We start from the raw sequence: 15,753 nt of genomic DNA on the forward strand, positions 1-15,753 counted from the left end.
AAATCTCCTATTTTTTACTTAATGATTTACCTGCTACACATTCAAATAAACCTGGGAATAAAGCATAAAGTTTCGGGCCAATTCCCATCCACTTCGGTAAGTTTACTTCACGTTTTTTCGTGTGCATCGACTTTACGATTTGTTCTGCTACGTATGTTGGTTTTAACATGTAACGTCCCATATTCTTTACATATGTACCAGATTGATCCGCTATTTCAAAAAAGTTTGTATCTATCGGACCTGGATTAATTGCTGTAACATAAATATGTGTATTCGCTAATTCCATGCGTAAACTATTCGTAAAACCTAATACAGCATGTTTCGTCGCTGCATAAGCACTCGATTTCGGAGTTGCAATTTTTCCAGCAAGTGAAGCAATATTAAGAATATGTCCTTCGTTCTTGTTTACCATATAAGGTAGTACCGCTTTCGTACATGCTACTAATCCAAATACATTTACTTGGAACATATCTTTTACTTCACCCATTGACGCATCTTCAAACGTTTTAAAAATACCAAATCCCGCATTGTTTACTAATATATCAATACGTCCCACTTCTTGTAATACCTTTGAAAAAACAGACTGTACTTCCATCTCTTCACTTACATCTAATACATAATAATAGCAAGGCGTATTATAAGTTTCTTTAATTTTGTCTACTAACGCTTGTAGTTTCTCTTCTGTTCGAGCCATTAATACGGGAGTCGCTCCCTGTGCTGCAACTTGCATTGCAACTTGCTCACCAATCCCACTAGAAGCACCTGTAATGACGATTACTTTATTTTGTAAACGTCCTGTCATTGCTGTCACCTACTTTGCATAATAAATCAATTGTTGCGATGACTCATCAATCATCACTTGTTGATTATATGCTAAATAGTCCAATTGTCCAACCGTTTCTGAAATAGTAAGTGGTAACTGTTCTTTATATAATACCGGAAATAGTTTTACACATACTTCAAATGCTGTCATTGGTTTTTCCTTTAATAACTCAAGCACTTTAAAAGCACGTGTTTCTTGCTTTTGTAATCTCGTTTCAATAAGTTGTTTCACATTTAGAACATCTTCCCCATGCCCTGATAAAATGCGTGAAATATTCATTTCGCTTAAACGCTGTAATGTTTGATTATATTGTAGTAATGGGCGTGCCCGCTCTGTTTGCCCTTCATATGGCGGTTCTAGTATTGGATTCGAAGAAATATGACTAATGAGAGCATCTCCACCAATTAATATTCCATCAGATTCTCTATATAAAGAAATATGCGTAGAAGCATGACCTGGTGTTTCAAGTACTGTAAATCCAGGCAAAGAATCAATACGATCTCCTTCTCTCACAGTATGCGTTAAAGATCTATTGCAAGAATATTTAAGTGTCCTCGTCGTCAATAACGACTCGTCTTTCAAAAATGCTGCTGGCACACCAAACTGTAAGGCCGTCTCTCTAAAAAATTCATGATACCGCTTTAAAAATTCTGGGTTTTGTGTAATCCAAGGCTCATTCCAAGGATGTCCAATAATATTCGTCTTCTCAGAAAATATATTTAAAAGTCCACAATGATCTGCATGATGATGTGTAATGACTACTGTTTCAATATCTTCTATCGTATGTCCTAATGCACCTAATTGACTTTCTAACGCATTCCTTGCCTCTTCTGTATTCGTCCCTGTATCAATTAATGTTAATGTCTCCCCCTCAACTAAAAACACATTCACAGTTTCCACTGCAAATGGTACAGGAATCTCCATTCGGTGAATCGCCGTCATGCTTAGCCCCCCTGTCTCTTTCCGGTTCAAAAATGAATACTTCTTCAGTTTACAACTTCTATATATATTTGTCATTATTTTCAGACAAAAAGAGGTGTTTCCTATAAAAAAACGAATGTATGTACATTTATAAGAATTTCTAACCAAAATTAAAGGAGGAACATCATGTCTATTCAAAACATTTCCTTTCTCGGTGCAGGCTCTATTGCCGAAGCTATTATTGGTGGCTTGTTACATGCAAATGTCGTTAAAGATGAACAAATTACTGTAAGTAATCGTTCTAACGAGACAAGATTACAAGAGCTACATAAAAAATACGGTGTCAAAGGTACTCATAATAAAAAAGAATTACTTACTGATGCAAATATTCTTTTTCTAGCAATGAAACCAAAGGATGTTGCAGAGGCGCTTACCCCTTTTAAAGAATACATAAATAATAACGTGCTTATTATTTCATTACTAGCAGGTGTTTCTACTGACTCAATTAGAAAACTACTTCAAAAAGACATTCCAATTATTCGTGCAATGCCAAATACATCCGCAGCCATTTTAAAATCAGCTACCGCTATCTCCCCTTCAAAACATGCAACAGCGGAGCATATTCGCACTGCAACATCTTTATTTGAAACGATTGGTCTCGTCTCTGTTGTAGAGGAAGAAGATATGCATGCTGTCACTGCATTATCCGGAAGTGGACCTGCTTATATTTATTACGTAGTGGAAGCTATGGAAGAAGCTGCAAAAAATATTGGTTTAAAAGAAGATGTTGCAAAATCACTTATTCTTCAAACGATGATTGGTGCTGCTGAAATGCTAAAAGCAAGTGACAAACACCCTTCTATTTTGCGAAAGGAAATTACTTCTCCTGGTGGAACTACCGAAGCAGGTATTGAAGTATTACAAGAACATAAATTTCAACAAGCACTTATTTCTTGTATTACACAGGCAACGAAACGATCACATAACCTTGGAAAAACATTAGAACAACTAACAAAAGAAAAATAGAAAAAGGAGCTCAAGTTTATTTGAGCTCCTTTTTCTATAATTACACTTAGTTATTGTTCTTCCCAAAAATCTCTTCTTGCAGGCGACGACCAGTTGGCGTTGCTGCAAGTCCACCTTCTGCTGTTTCACGAAGTGCTACTGGCATCGTTTGTCCGATTCTAAACATTGCCTCAATTACTTCATCACATGGAATTGTACTCGTTACACCAGCTAATGCTAAATCTGCTGAAATCATCGCATTTGCAGCTCCTGCTGCATTACGTTTTACACAAGGTACTTCTACAAGTCCTGCAACAGGATCACACACTAAACCAAGCATGTTCTTTAATGAAATTGCCATCGCTGTAGCTGCTTGATCTTGTGTTCCACCAGCCATCTCAACTGCAGCTGCAGCCGCCATTCCACTTGCTGAACCAACTTCAGCTTGGCATCCTCCCGCTGCACCAGAAATACAAGCGTTATTCGCAACAACCATACCGAAAGCTCCTGCTGTAAATAAGAATTCAATCATTTCTTCACGTGTAGGCTGCAATTTTTCTCTTAGTGCAAATAGTACACCTGGCACTGTTCCAGCAGACCCTGCTGTTGGTGTTGCACAAATAATTCCCATCGCCGCGTTTACTTCATTTGTTGCAACAGCTTTGCTTACTGCGTCCAAAATCGTATCTCCTGATAAGCCTTTTCCGCTCTTCATATACGCTTGAACTTTTACAGCATCTCCACCAGTTAAACCAGTTGGTGATTTCACGCCGCGAATACCACGTTCTACTGCTTGCTCCATCACTACTAAGTTCTTTTCCATACCAGCAATTACTTCTTCACGTGAAATACTTCTTGTTTCCATTTCACATTGAATCATAATTTCTGCGATTTTTACATTTTGTTCTTTAGCTTGCGCCACTAGTTCCGCTGCGTTCCGAAACATGGTGTGTCCCCCCTGCAATTATTCCATAATAGTTACTTGACAAATATTTTGTTGCGCTTTTATTTCTTCAATTACTTCATCTGCTAATAATTCATCTGTTTCAATGACCATAAGTGCTCTTCTTCCTTTTTCTTTACGAGAAACACTCATTGTACTAATGTTAATCTCATGTTTCGCAAGGATTGAAGCTACCGCTGCAATAGCACCGAAGCGATCGTTATTTACAATAAGTAGTGCTGGGCTCGTGCCTGATAATTGAAGATCGAATCCGTTTAATTCTACAACTTCAATTTTACCGCCACCAATTGAGCAAGCAACAACTTCAATTTCATCTTCACCTTTATACAAACGAATTCTCGCTGTATTTGGGTGAGGTGCATTGGCATCTTCTTCAATGAATTCCACTTCAATTTCGCGCTCTTTTGCTATTTCTAGCGCCTCTGGAATACGTAAGTCATCTGTTTCAAATCCTAATATTCCACCGATTAGTGCTACATCCGTACCATGCCCTCGATACGTCTTTGCAAATGATCCATATAACGAAATGCTTACTCTTTCTGGTTCATGACGAAACAGCTGGCGAGCAACTTGCCCCATTCTTGCTGCGCCTGCTGTATGTGAACTTGATGGTCCAATCATAACTGGACCGATAATATCAAATACTGAGCGATACTTCATCATAACTCCCCCTAAACCTCTATGAAAAAAATTTATTCTACTATTCTATTAAGCTGCTACATCTGTCGCTTTTCCAGTTGTACCACGAATTTGTTCTGCTGTACGAATTGGATAGTTTTGAATAAAAGTAATCCAATATAACCTGAAATAATACCAGTTATCATAATACATAAGAATCTTAGTATTATTTTTATTAAAAAATGATATAAGATAATCCACAATAAAGTCTGGTAGCAATCCAAAGTTTAACACAGAAGCCATTGGAAGCATAGCATAAACAAGTGATATAACCATTGCTAATGCAACTAAATTTGCACCCGCTATTCCGCCTATACTACCTGCTGATGTTCTGAACTCTTTTAAAGAGTGGTGTACCAATTAAATCTCCACCACCTTATTAATAAAAAGCTTCTACTAAGGAACTCGCAATAGATACACTTGCTAATCATATCGTTTAGCTAAAAAGTGAAAAAGACTTATGACAAATAATAGTAATATCTTTCCTATTATAATTCTCGTGTTACTCTCTCATGATTTAGTCAACTTCACTTGTTACGATAATGACTAAAATACATGTGACTTATCATAAATTATAATCTGCCCTCATTATAGCTTGTTTTTTATAAAACGCTTACTTTTGTTGAATTTTAAAAGTTCTGAATAAAAGTCCATTTCTGCTATTTGTATCACTTGTATGTCATCTGACTTATATAACAGTTTTTCTAAATAATCATTATTTCGTATTTTTATCCTATATATTCAAACCATCCTAATTTTCTGTATCATCCAAGTATAAGTATAAAATAATAACAGTTTTATTTTTAAATTTTTTTAGACATAAAAAAATGGTAACCCGCCGTTACCATTTTTTACGAAATTATCATTTTTCTACTGGGAATGATTTCAAATCTGTCGCTATTTCTGTATTAGAAAACAACTCTCTAGCCTCTTTCAATAATTCCTTATATGTATCTCCTTGATAGCGAGAACTAATGTGAGTTAATATTAGTCGCTTCGCATTTGCCTGAAGTGCAATGCTCGCAGCTTGCTTAGATGTAGAATGAAAATAATCATACGCTTGTTGCTCATCTTCTGCTGCGAAAGTCGCTTCATGGACAAGTACATCTGCATCTTGCGCAAGCTCCCTACTCGCTTCGCAATATCGCGTATCACCTAAGATAGTAATAATTCTTCCTTTTTGAGGTGGGCCGATAAACTCATTTCCATTTAATATCGTGCCATCCTCTAATTCAACTACTTCACCATCTTTTAAACGTTTAAAGATTGGACCTGGTTTCACACCCATCTCAAGCAACTTATCAACTAAAAGAGCACCTTGTATATCTTTCTCTACAATACGATATCCAAAGCATTCTATACCGTGTGACAATCTTTTCGTTTCTACATAAAATTCATTATCTTCAAATACGGTACCTTCTTCTGTTATCTCCACAACTTCAAGTGGATATTTCACATGTGTCGTACTTACCGATAATGCCACTTCAATAAATTGTTTAATTCCTTTCGGTCCATACACCGTTAAAGGCGTAGTTCCTCCTTGAAATGAACGGCTACCTAATAAACCAGGCAACCCAAAAATATGATCGCCATGTAAATGCGTAATAAATATTTTTTCAATGCGGCGCGGACGTACAGATGTATGTAATATTTGATGTTGCGTGGCCTCACCACAATCAAATAACCAAGTTTGTCCTCGTTCTTCTAACAATTGTAAAGCAATTGCTGAAACGTTCCTTCCTTTTGAAGGAACACCTGCACCAGTTCCTAAAAATACAAATTCCACTTTCTTTCCTCCAGCTCTAAATATACTCTATCTCTCATCTTACGGAATGTTATTTCAAATGGCAAATTGAATTTACATAACGAAACATCTAGACAACTATATAACACGAACGTTATACTTAAAAAATTTAGCTATCGTTCGTTTTTTGTGTTAAAATAATTATACTACATTTTAAGGGAGCGTTTTATTATGAAAGAAGTATTTCGTTTACAAACTGATTTTTCATCTTCATTTGATCGCTGGGTAAGTTCTTTCGTGTCTGATCACCCAGCACAATTAGAATGGACAACTTTAAAGGAATTAATCCATGAATATACAACATCACATACAAATGATACGTTACCAGCATATATTTCTTCAGCTTTAACATATTACGCCCAACGCGTTTCAACTACAAACAGTTCAGAGATTGTTATTTTTGAAAACCCTACAATCTCGTAATCTATAATAAAAAAAGCACTAGTTACAGTGCTTTTTTTATTTATACTTATTTAACAAATAATCATATTCCGTCCAAAAGTCGGTATACATACTTCGCTCAAACTCATTTGAAATTATCTTTTCACTTGATTTATTAAATAATTCTTTTGCTTGTAGTGCAAAAGAAACAATTTGTTTTCTATATTCATTTTCATTCAATTCTATATGAAGTCCTTCATAGTATATAGCCTTTTGATTAGTAGAAATAACTTTGACAAAGTCTTTTAAACTCACGTTTTCACCTATATGGTTTATAGTCCAATGAATTGAAATTGGGCATCCTAACATTAACATAGTGCCACATCCGTGCAAAATAAGCCCCTCTTCATTTTCAATATCACAAATATATTCTTTATCTAAAGTTCGTAACAAAGCTAAAGCTGATTCACTTATTCCCCATTCCTCATCCATACCTGTCCGCGTAATAATCGTTCCAGCCACATTTAAATATATTTCTCCATGAGAACATAAATCTTCCTGCTCATTAAACAACCATTTTTGATTTTCAATTAAAGATTTATTTTTTAATCAATCTTCTTTGACAGGGGAAGCACTTCCTGTAGAAAAATACGAACACTGCTACCATACAGAAAATAAGCATATCTTACCGAAAAACATGAAAAAAATTACAATCCACTCGATACGGAAAACCTTTGCTTCATGGGAACAAATATTGTAAGTGGTAGCGCAAAAGCTGTTGGCATCTCAACAAGTACCGATACGTATTTCCGCTCTTTAGCAAATAAGGTAATTGGAAAGCGTGTAGAAACAAGCTTTGATAAAGGTGTAAACAAAGTAAGCTGGCTCTTAATTACATTCATGCTTATTATGGCAATCGGGATTTATATTCCATTCTCATCACTTGGTGCCTGTATAATAGGAAAGGTGTCATGATTTTACTACTTCATGACACCTTCTACATAAACTTATTTTCTAACTTTTGTTGAAACGACTTCTCTTGCTTACGTAGTAGTTGACTACCTCGTTGTAAAATTGGTGTTCCATACTTATCATTAATTTGATCAATGACAGCAAGTAGTGGTTCTTTTTTCGCATCCTCTTCAAATGAAAACAAATCTAATTGTTTCACCGATTCTGTCTTCCACTCTATTTCAGTAGCTGTAACACCTAGTAAACGAACGGAATCACCATCCCAATGTTGCTTCCATAAACGGGATGCTGCTTGAAAAATATCACGTTCCTCCCAAATTGCATTTTTCAATTGCTTACTCCGTGTTACTGTTCGCCTATCATGGTATTTAATCATAATTTGAATATTATAGCTGACAAGGGTTCGCTTTTGTAATCTTTTACTCACTGATTTTGATAACCGTTCTAACATATCAAGTAATTCTTTCTCTTCATCCATATCCTTTGAAAAAGTCATCGAGTTACCGACACTTTTATGTTGGCCCATTTGACTCGGATCCACTTCCCTATCATCCGTACCTTTTGCACGCTTTTGTAAATCAATACCGTGCTTCCCAATTTTAGCGCGAATGATATGCTCGTCTCCCTTCGCTAATTGTTCAATTGTATGTATATGAATTTCATTTAATTTTTCAGCTGTTTTTTCTCCAATCCCATGCATTGCTTCAACTGGAAGTGGCCAAATCATTTCTGGAATATCACGTTTTCGAAGTACGGTAATACCGAGAGGTTTTTTCATATCAGAAGCTGTTTTTGCTAGGAAAAGATTTGGAGCGATTCCGATACTACACGGAAGCTGCAACTCTGTTAGTAGTGCTTGTTGAATCATCTTTGCTATTTCAAGAGGCGAACCAAGTGCGTAGCAATCTGTAATATCTAAATATCCTTCATCTATTGAGACTGGTTGTATCTTTTCTGTAAAACGAGAAATGACTTGAAACATTTGAAATGAAGCTTCGCGATATAATGTGAAATTAGGACGCCTTACAACTAATTGCGGGCATAACCTTTTCGCTTCCCAAAGGGGCATCGTCGTACGTATTCCGTATTCTCTCGCCTCATAACTACATGTTATAATAATTCCTTTTCTCTCTTTTTCATTTCCAGCAACCGCTAATGGCTTTCCTTGTAATGATGGATCATGAGCAATTTCAACAGATGCGAAAAAACAATTCATATCTACATGTAAAATTACACGACCATTTTTCGGATACATTTCTCGCATAGTACTCACTCCTAATCAGAACGTTCGTTCTTTTATTATATCAAATTTTGCACAATAGTTATAATAATTACTTGTTCTTTTTTATAGTCGATATAAAGAGGATATATAATAAAGTGAAAGTTTAATCAGCCCTCACCAATCGGGCCTTTACGGGCAGCAGGGCCCCACCTAACTTTTTTACTTTCGCTGAATTTTGAGGTAGGGGTGTTACTGCCCGGCAAATAGCGGGATAAACTCAACTATACATTCCTTTTTGTTATATTAATCATTGCAATTAATTATTTACTACTTCCCATTTTCAATATGAATACGTTAGGATTATTCCCTCGTCTAGTATATGTAGCAACAACGTATATACTTCCATAGGTTTTCTTATATTGGCTTATACGTTTTGTCAAAGCAATCGAGTCAAAATAAAAAGCGTGTAAATCACAATTGATTTACACGCTTTTTCTATTCCATTACTTCGCTACTTCTTCAATAATTGCAACAACTAATTCTGCTGTTTTTGCTAACTCTTCAACAGGAATCTTCTCGTTTGTTGTATGAATTTCTTCATAACCAACTGCTAAGTTAACTGTTGGGATACCATGTCCTGCAATTACGTTTGCATCACTTCCGCCACCACTTTGGTGAAGAGAAGGTGTACGACCAATTTTTTCAGCTGCACGTTTTGCGACTTCTACAACGTGATCGCCATCAGCAAATTTAAATCCTGGGTACATAACGTTTACTTCAACGTCTGCATGACCGCCCATTTCTTTTGCAGTTGTTTCAAATGCTTCTTTCATTTTCGCAACTTGTGCTTCCATTTTCTCATTGATTAAAGAACGAGCTTCTGCAAAGATTTGTACATGATCGCAAACGATATTCGTTTGTGTACCACCTTCAAAACGTCCAATATTTGCAGTCGTTTCAGAGTCAATGCGACCAAGTGGCATCTTCGCAATTGCTTTCGCTGCGATAGTAATTGCAGATACACCTTTCTCCGGCGCTACACCAGCGTGAGCTGTTTTCCCGCGAATAATTGCGTTCACTTTCGCTTGTGTTGGAGCTGCAACAACGATTTCACCAACTTTTCCATCGCTATCTAATGCGTAGCCATATTTCGCTGTAATACGCTCACGGTCTAATGCTTTTGCACCAACAAGACCTGATTCTTCTCCGACTGTAATAATAAATTCAATTTTACCATGAGGGATATTTTTCTCTTTTAAAACACGGATTGCTTCGAACATTGATGCTAATCCAGCTTTATCATCCGCACCTAAAATTGTTGTACCGTCTGATACGATATATCCATCTTTAATAGAAGGCTTAATTCCATTACCAGGAACTACTGTATCCATATGAGAAGTAAAGTAAATTGTATCAACACCCTCTTTTGTTGCTGGTAAAGTACAAATTAAGTTACCTGCACCATGACCAGTTACAGCCATTGTGTCATCTTCAAATACTTCTACACCTAAATCTGTAAATTTCTTCGTTAATACTGTGCAGATTTCTGCTTCAAATTTCGTTTCAGAATCTACTTGTACTAATTCCATAAATTCATTTACTAAACGTTCTTGATTAATCATAAGACTGCGCCTCCTGCACTACCATTATGTATGTAACACTATTAATTATAACAGAATTTCGCAAAAGTTTCGAAATACAAGACAAAAAACAGATGGTTTACATGTCTAGATAACCATCTGCTTTCTATTACTCATTTAACAATACCCAGCGCATATGATCTTCCCACACGCCATTTACCATTAACATCTTCCTAGACACGCCTTCATATTGAAAACCTATCTTCGTTACTACTTGTATAGATGCTAAATTACGAGGCATAATCGGAGCTTCTATACGATGTAACTGAAATTCCTCAAAAGCAACTTGAATCGCTTTTCTAAGTGCTTCTGTCGTATACCCTTTGTTTAACTCTGCTTTATCTAATTTATAACTGAGTACACAAGATTGATAAATGCCACGAACGATTAAATTAAATGAAATACACCCAATTATTTTCGTATCATCACCCTTTTTAAAAATCCATAGTCTGATGATTTTCCCTTCTTCGAACTCTTTTCTATCCTTTTGCAATTTTTTCTTTTGATAATCTAGCGTAAAAAAATCATCCGGTCTATACTCTTCCCAAGCTTTTAAAAATTCACGATTTCTGTCGTAATATTGAAGAACTGTTTCAGCATACGACTCATCAATTTCCCTTAAGTATAAACGATCTGTTTCGTATATTTTCATCATCGTATCTCCATTCTTCAGCTTGCCCAACTAAAAATTAACAATATACCCTTTAACTATATTCTCTATACACACTCAAATTTCCTGTTATATTTTGCAATCCCCTCCCGAATTTTGTCCTCACTCTCCTCTTGTCCATAATTTCATTTCTCGTTACAATGAAATTGTACTGATTTGCAAGGAGGTATAACGATGCATAAAAAAGCTCAAAAAATTATGGTTTATGTGATGCTAATTTCTATGCTTGTAACAACATTACTTGCTGGCGCGAGTATGTTTTGGTAAAAAGGGCGATGTGTTCGTCCTTTTTTTACTTTTTACACATGAAAAAATAAACCATCTCGACATCGAGATGGTTTATTTTATATAAAACACAATCGCTACAATACTAAAGGAAAATGACATTACAAGTGCTATTACAAAACTTGTATATTGTTTCTGCTGAAATGCCCCAATAACAAAAGTGAGATTAAGTAATGCCATACATACAATCGCTACAAGATAAGAACATATATTAAAAGTTGCCAATATGAATGTAATAACAAATAGAAATCCCATAAAAAACTGCATATATGAAAGTTTCGGATTCAAGTACATATGAGCAACCCCTTTATCTAATTTTATCTTTCTATACTCTCATTAACGCACGGTTATGTACACATGTCAAGACAACTTATTATAATAGAAAAAGCCAACCTTTTCGTTGGCTTTTTCATATGCAACGGCTCCTTTTTCTTTTGCCAATTGCTGAAATGATTTTTTCGATTTCACAATCCATACTTTCGTTCCAATTGGAATGCGATCAAACAAATATTCCACATCGTTTTTCTTCATTCTTATACACCCTTGTGAAATATACTTTCCAATTGAACTCGGTTGGTTTGTTCCATGTATTCCATATTTACTTCCATCAGTTCCTCTTGCATTAAATCCAATCCACCTTGACCCAAGTGGATTTTTTGGCGATCCACCTGGAATATCCTTCGCAATGTAATACGGATCCTTTGCTTTCATTACAACATCAAAAGTTCCTTCTGGAGTTAATTCATTCGTTTTCCCTGTCGCTACTGGAAAAACCTTTTGAATCTTTCCATCGTCAATGTAAGCTAATTTATTCGTTGCTTTATTTACAATAATAAAAGGATCTCCGGCACGTGGATTATCCCCAAGAGGCCAAATCGGCGATAAAGAAAGACATAATATGATAGAGAGAAGATACGGCATAGATAATTCCTACCTTCTATATAAGTTCTTTTATATTATCCTTTCCCTTAAAGCGACTTTTAATGAGTAAAAATTGTTCCATTTCATACACAAGTTGAACAAGTTTCGCACGTATCTCAAATTCTTCGCGTGTAACTGGCAATGGCATGTCTCTAAATAATTCCCTCATTTCTTGAAGCTGCCTTAAGGAAATAACGCCAGTACTCTCAGGGCTAATAGCATTACCAATGTTTTCAACAACATCTGCAATCATGTCAGCTTGTTCATATGTCCACGATAAAGAAGCTGCTAGTGGTATCATTCGCTCTAAAATTTCGAATTGTTGCATGCGCATATTAAAATAACGATAGTAATAATCATCTTCTCGCATAAATGCATTCTCAAGTTTTTTAAACGATAAATCCCTTGCTTCATTTAACATATTCTCGGTTTCAATGAGTTCTGCTCCACTCCAACTACTTTCTCGATTTCGTAAATACACAACCATTTCAAACAAAATCGTTTTAAAATTACTCTCTATTTTATCCTGATACTCTTTTAGCTTATTTTCACTACTTGGCATATACATATTTACTAATAACGCCACGCTAATCCCTATCGTTAATATAGCAATTTCATTTCCAACTATAAGCCATGTAATTTGCTTCAATGAATATAGATGCATAACAATAACTGAACTCGTGACAATACCTTCTTGAATTTTAAGCATTACTGCAGTCGGAATAAATGTAAGTAACAATATGCTAATTGCAAGTGGTGTATAGCCTATCGTTTCAAAAATACAAAACGCGAATACCATTGATAATACACACGCTAGAAAACGATGTAACGACACTTGAAGCGATTTGCGCTTCGTATTTTGTACACATAAAATAACTAAAATACCTGCTGAACTATAAAATTCTAACCCTAATAACTGAGCAATAAAAACTGCCGCGCCTGTCCCTATTGCTGTTTTTACTGTACGATATCCAATTTTAAACATATCATTACTCCTATATGTATAAACGTATTTACAGCTAGTATAAAAAAAGGATGACACAATGTCATCCTTTTCTACTTATTATTCACATAACCTTTTCATATTACAATATTTTTTGTAAAAATTGTTGCGCACGTTCACTTTTCGGCGCTGCAAAAAATTCTTCTGGCGCACTATCTTCTACAAGCTTTCCTCCGTCCAAGAAAAGAACACGATCTGCCACTTCTTTTGCAAAACCCATTTCATGTGTAACGATAGCCATCGTCATTCCTGTCGTAACTAACGATTTCATAACTTCTAACACTTCTTTCACCATCTCTGGATCTAGCGCCGATGTCGGTTCATCAAATAACATAACTTCCGGTTCCATTGCTAACGCTCTTGCAATTGCTACACGTTGCTTTTGTCCTCCCGAAAGACGATTTGGATACGTATCTTTTTTATCTACTAATCCAACCTTTTCTAAAAGTTTCTCAGCTTTCTTTTCAGCTTCTTGCTTCGTTACCCCTCTTACATTGATAGGAGCATACGTAATATTTTCTAATACAGTCATATGAGGAAATAAGTGAAAATGCTGAAATACCATACCGACATTTTCACGAACATGCATAACATTCGTTTTCGGATTGGTTACTTCTTCCGTTCCAATCCAAATGTGACCATCCGTTGGTGCTTCTAACATATTCATACAACGTAAAAATGTTGATTTTCCTGATCCAGAAGGTCCTATAATTGCAACTACTTCCCCTTTTTCAATCGTTGTTGTAATTCCTTTTAATACTTCGTTTTTACCAAATGATTTATGAAGGTTTTCAATTTTAATCACTTTTCTTCATTCTCCCTTCAATTGCCTTCCCGACTAATGTAAGAATAATGACTAACATATAATAAATCAGTCCAACAAAAAGTAATGGTTCAAGATATTTAAATGTCTCACCGCCTACAATGTAAGCACGACGCATTAAATCAGTCGCGCCTATTACTGTTACTACAGCCGATTCTTTCGTAAGTGTCGCAAATTCATTCACAAGCGCTGGTAATATATTTTTTAATGCTTGAGGGAAAATAATATTTCTCATCATTTTTCCGTATGGTATCCCTAAAGCCATTGCTGCTTCTGTTTGTCCTTTATCAACCGCTTGAATACCAGCACGAATTACTTCTGACATGTATGCACCTGAATTCAAGCTAAACGCAAGTACAGCTGCTAAGAATGCTGGTATTTCATAACCAATTATTTGTGGGACGCCGAAATAAATAATCATTAATTGCAATACAAGTGGTGTACCACGAAAAATTGATGTATAAAAATCTGCTGCTATATTTAATGCTCGTATTCTAACAATTTTACAAAGTGCTAATAGCGTTCCTAAAATAAATCCTGCTAAAGCTGATACCGCTACAATTTTCAAAGTAACTTCTAAACCTTTTAGTATATATGGTATCGAAGGCGTAATCGCCGAAAAATCTAAATTCATTCTTTTCATTCCCCTCACAGAAAAGTGAAAGGCAGCTTATTTTCCGCTGCCAAACCATTTCTTCACTAATTTATCCATTTCTCCATTTTCTTGCATTTTTTTAATTACTTTATTAAATTCAGCTGTTTTATCACTGTTTTTCGGAAGGGCAATTGCTGCTCCAACTTCTTCTGGTGCTTCTTTAATTTCAATTCCTTGTAAATCTTTCATTTTCTCTAAATAATTTTTAGCAACTGTGTCTTCTATAATTGCAGCCTCAAAACGACCAGCTTTAATTTCTTGTACGATTTCTGGTATACGGTCACGTCCCTCAACTTGGAAATCTACTTGTTTTTTAAATTCGGCTGCTTTCTCTTCTTGAATAGACCCTGTTTGTACTCCTACTTTTTTCCCTTTTAAATCCTCTACAGATTTAATGTTAGAATCCTTTTTAGAAACGACCATATTTTTCGCAACAAAATAAATATCTGTAAAATCAACATTATTTTTACGCTCTGCAGTTGGCGTCATGCCTGCCATTACGAAATCAACTTTTCCTGAACTAAGAGATGCTAATAAACCACCAAAATCCATATCTTTCACTTTCACTTCATACCCAAGTTCTTTTCCGATATATTTAGCAACATCAACATCAAAACCAATAATTTCATCACTTTTTGAAGCTTCCACGTATTCATATGGTTTATAATCCGCTGAAGTCCCCATTACGAGTACTTTCTTATTTCCTTTTGTTTCTTTCGACTCCCCATTACTACAAGCGCTGAATATACTTACAATTAAAATAAGTGCAAACGATATTGATACTAACTTCTTCATCTTTCTTCCCCCTAATAATGTATATTTAAAAGTTTAATAGAATATTTATTCGATGTTTGTATTGTATCAGCACTTTTATTTTTATGCAATATATAAAATAAAAATAAATAAAACAGCAATACAAACGCTGTTTATTATGTATAAAAAAATGCATAAAACAACATAACTATGCATATCTCAGAAATTTTAAT

The 15,753-nt window shown here is 35.4% G+C and carries 19 protein-coding genes and 1 pseudogene; 4 read left to right on the forward strand and 16 right to left on the reverse strand.

What is annotated here, in order from left to right:
- Positions 1 to 7: 7 nt before the first annotated feature.
- Together AXW78_RS19685 and AXW78_RS19690 are read right to left on the reverse strand one after the other, a co-directional pair.
- Positions 8 to 802, reverse strand: a complete 795-nt coding sequence (locus tag AXW78_RS19685) for an SDR family NAD(P)-dependent oxidoreductase (protein WP_061884555.1) — start codon at positions 800 to 802, stop codon at positions 8 to 10.
- 9 nt (positions 803 to 811) lie between these two features.
- A complete protein-coding gene (locus AXW78_RS19690) occupies positions 812 to 1,765 on the reverse strand; it encodes an MBL fold metallo-hydrolase (RefSeq protein ID WP_000125119.1) in 954 nt (317 codons plus the stop codon).
- Positions 1,766 to 1,930: 165 nt separating this feature from the next.
- Between AXW78_RS19690 and proI the strand changes: the two genes are divergently transcribed.
- Complete coding sequence (gene proI / locus AXW78_RS19695; protein ID WP_000027244.1) at positions 1,931 to 2,770, forward strand: pyrroline-5-carboxylate reductase ProI; 840 nt, start codon at positions 1,931 to 1,933, stop codon at positions 2,768 to 2,770.
- Between the two features lie 46 nt (positions 2,771 to 2,816).
- On the opposite strand, the gene sdaAA is transcribed toward proI, so the two are convergent.
- The 4 genes from sdaAA to rnz form a co-directional block, all read right to left on the reverse strand.
- Entirely contained in the window at positions 2,817 to 3,695 is an 879-nt protein-coding gene (sdaAA, locus tag AXW78_RS19700; RefSeq protein WP_000489461.1) for an L-serine ammonia-lyase, iron-sulfur-dependent, subunit alpha, read from the reverse strand.
- Positions 3,696 to 3,713: 18 nt separating this feature from the next.
- Positions 3,714 to 4,373, reverse strand: a complete 660-nt coding sequence (gene sdaAB / locus AXW78_RS19705; protein WP_000877445.1) for an L-serine ammonia-lyase, iron-sulfur-dependent subunit beta — start codon at positions 4,371 to 4,373, stop codon at positions 3,714 to 3,716.
- A gap of 48 nt (positions 4,374 to 4,421) precedes the next feature.
- A complete protein-coding gene (locus AXW78_RS34945; protein WP_002164171.1) occupies positions 4,422 to 4,751 on the reverse strand; it encodes a hypothetical protein in 330 nt (109 codons plus the stop codon).
- A gap of 502 nt (positions 4,752 to 5,253) precedes the next feature.
- Positions 5,254 to 6,177 carry a ribonuclease Z gene (rnz, locus tag AXW78_RS19715; protein ID WP_000397455.1) on the reverse strand — a complete coding sequence of 308 codons (924 nt, stop codon included), beginning with the start codon at positions 6,175 to 6,177 and terminating at the stop codon, positions 5,254 to 5,256.
- A gap of 189 nt (positions 6,178 to 6,366) precedes the next feature.
- Between rnz and AXW78_RS19720 the strand changes: the two genes are divergently transcribed.
- Positions 6,367 to 6,618, forward strand: coding sequence for a DUF3932 family protein (locus AXW78_RS19720; protein WP_000665709.1), 252 nt, complete (start codon positions 6,367 to 6,369; stop codon positions 6,616 to 6,618).
- 36 nt (positions 6,619 to 6,654) lie between these two features.
- On the opposite strand, the gene AXW78_RS19725 is transcribed toward AXW78_RS19720, so the two are convergent.
- On the reverse strand, positions 6,655 to 7,167 hold the full coding sequence (locus tag AXW78_RS19725; protein ID WP_033672810.1) for a hypothetical protein: 513 nt from the start codon (positions 7,165 to 7,167) through the stop codon (positions 6,655 to 6,657).
- Here AXW78_RS19725 and AXW78_RS33935 point away from each other — a divergent pair.
- Positions 7,163 to 7,491 (forward strand): annotated as a pseudogene (locus AXW78_RS33935) (magnesium-translocating P-type ATPase); the annotation flags it as partial. The gene AXW78_RS19725 and the pseudogene AXW78_RS33935 sit on opposite strands and share 5 nt — an antisense overlap.
- Positions 7,492 to 7,573: 82 nt before the next feature.
- Here AXW78_RS33935 and AXW78_RS19735 read toward each other — a convergent pair.
- The 3 genes from AXW78_RS19735 to AXW78_RS19745 all read right to left on the reverse strand — a co-directional run bounded on the left by AXW78_RS19735 (position 7,574) and on the right by AXW78_RS19745 (position 11,065).
- Entirely contained in the window at positions 7,574 to 8,812 is a 1,239-nt protein-coding gene (locus tag AXW78_RS19735) for a DNA polymerase IV (protein ID WP_001208853.1), read from the reverse strand.
- A gap of 461 nt (positions 8,813 to 9,273) precedes the next feature.
- Positions 9,274 to 10,392, reverse strand: coding sequence for a tripeptidase T (locus AXW78_RS19740; RefSeq protein ID WP_000609824.1), 1,119 nt, complete (start codon positions 10,390 to 10,392; stop codon positions 9,274 to 9,276).
- Between the two features lie 127 nt (positions 10,393 to 10,519).
- Entirely contained in the window at positions 10,520 to 11,065 is a 546-nt protein-coding gene (locus tag AXW78_RS19745; protein ID WP_033672813.1) for a GNAT family N-acetyltransferase, read from the reverse strand.
- A 189-nt stretch (positions 11,066 to 11,254) separates the two neighbouring features.
- Here AXW78_RS19745 and prli42 point away from each other — a divergent pair, with 189 nt between their 5' ends.
- Complete coding sequence (gene prli42, locus AXW78_RS32665; protein ID WP_000549037.1) at positions 11,255 to 11,347, forward strand: stressosome-associated protein Prli42; 93 nt, start codon at positions 11,255 to 11,257, stop codon at positions 11,345 to 11,347.
- 72 nt (positions 11,348 to 11,419) lie between these two features.
- Here prli42 and AXW78_RS19750 read toward each other — a convergent pair whose 3' ends face one another.
- The 6 genes from AXW78_RS19750 to AXW78_RS19775 all read right to left on the reverse strand — a co-directional run bounded on the left by AXW78_RS19750 (position 11,420) and on the right by AXW78_RS19775 (position 15,562).
- Positions 11,420 to 11,659, reverse strand: a complete 240-nt coding sequence (locus AXW78_RS19750) for a DUF3894 domain-containing protein (protein WP_000281167.1) — start codon at positions 11,657 to 11,659, stop codon at positions 11,420 to 11,422.
- A 66-nt stretch (positions 11,660 to 11,725) separates the two neighbouring features.
- Positions 11,726 to 12,286, reverse strand: a complete 561-nt coding sequence (locus AXW78_RS19755) for a L,D-transpeptidase (RefSeq protein WP_001146566.1) — start codon at positions 12,284 to 12,286, stop codon at positions 11,726 to 11,728.
- A 16-nt stretch (positions 12,287 to 12,302) separates the two neighbouring features.
- Positions 12,303 to 13,271, reverse strand: coding sequence for an aromatic acid exporter family protein (locus AXW78_RS19760; RefSeq protein ID WP_061884556.1), 969 nt, complete (start codon positions 13,269 to 13,271; stop codon positions 12,303 to 12,305).
- A 100-nt stretch (positions 13,272 to 13,371) separates the two neighbouring features.
- A complete protein-coding gene (locus AXW78_RS19765; protein WP_000590204.1) occupies positions 13,372 to 14,094 on the reverse strand; it encodes an amino acid ABC transporter ATP-binding protein in 723 nt (240 codons plus the stop codon).
- Complete coding sequence (locus AXW78_RS19770; protein WP_001046920.1) at positions 14,087 to 14,746, reverse strand: amino acid ABC transporter permease; 660 nt, start codon at positions 14,744 to 14,746, stop codon at positions 14,087 to 14,089. The genes AXW78_RS19765 and AXW78_RS19770 overlap by 8 nt, the downstream gene beginning before the upstream one ends.
- A gap of 36 nt (positions 14,747 to 14,782) precedes the next feature.
- Entirely contained in the window at positions 14,783 to 15,562 is a 780-nt protein-coding gene (locus AXW78_RS19775; RefSeq protein ID WP_000737679.1) for a transporter substrate-binding domain-containing protein, read from the reverse strand.
- Positions 15,563 to 15,753: the final 191 nt, after the last annotated feature.

The organism is Bacillus thuringiensis (assembly GCF_001595725.1).
In the GTDB taxonomy this organism is placed as follows: domain Bacteria; phylum Bacillota; class Bacilli; order Bacillales; family Bacillaceae_G; genus Bacillus_A; species Bacillus_A thuringiensis_K.

Coding starts and splice junctions, on each gene's coding strand:
- AXW78_RS19685 (WP_061884555.1), bottom strand. CDS start 802: ATGACAGGACGTTTACAAAATAAAGTAATCGTCATTACAGGTGCTTCT.
- AXW78_RS19690 (WP_000125119.1), bottom strand. CDS start 1,765: ATGACGGCGATTCACCGAATGGAGATTCCTGTACCATTTGCAGTGGAA.
- proI (WP_000027244.1), top strand. CDS start 1,931: ATGTCTATTCAAAACATTTCCTTTCTCGGTGCAGGCTCTATTGCCGAA.
- sdaAA (WP_000489461.1), bottom strand. CDS start 3,695: ATGTTTCGGAACGCAGCGGAACTAGTGGCGCAAGCTAAAGAACAAAAT.
- sdaAB (WP_000877445.1), bottom strand. CDS start 4,373: ATGAAGTATCGCTCAGTATTTGATATTATCGGTCCAGTTATGATTGGA.
- AXW78_RS19720 (WP_000665709.1), top strand. CDS start 6,367: ATGAAAGAAGTATTTCGTTTACAAACTGATTTTTCATCTTCATTTGAT.
- AXW78_RS19735 (WP_001208853.1), bottom strand. CDS start 8,812: ATGCGAGAAATGTATCCGAAAAATGGTCGTGTAATTTTACATGTAGAT.
- AXW78_RS19740 (WP_000609824.1), bottom strand. CDS start 10,392: ATGATTAATCAAGAACGTTTAGTAAATGAATTTATGGAATTAGTACAA.
- AXW78_RS19745 (WP_033672813.1), bottom strand. CDS start 11,065: ATGATGAAAATATACGAAACAGATCGTTTATACTTAAGGGAAATTGAT.
- prli42 (WP_000549037.1), top strand. CDS start 11,255: ATGCATAAAAAAGCTCAAAAAATTATGGTTTATGTGATGCTAATTTCT.
- AXW78_RS19750 (WP_000281167.1), bottom strand. CDS start 11,659: ATGTACTTGAATCCGAAACTTTCATATATGCAGTTTTTTATGGGATTT.
- AXW78_RS19755 (WP_001146566.1), bottom strand. CDS start 12,286: ATGCCGTATCTTCTCTCTATCATATTATGTCTTTCTTTATCGCCGATT.
- AXW78_RS19760 (WP_061884556.1), bottom strand. CDS start 13,271: ATGTTTAAAATTGGATATCGTACAGTAAAAACAGCAATAGGGACAGGC.
- AXW78_RS19770 (WP_001046920.1), bottom strand. CDS start 14,746: ATGAATTTAGATTTTTCGGCGATTACGCCTTCGATACCATATATACTA.
- AXW78_RS19775 (WP_000737679.1), bottom strand. CDS start 15,562: ATGAAGAAGTTAGTATCAATATCGTTTGCACTTATTTTAATTGTAAGT.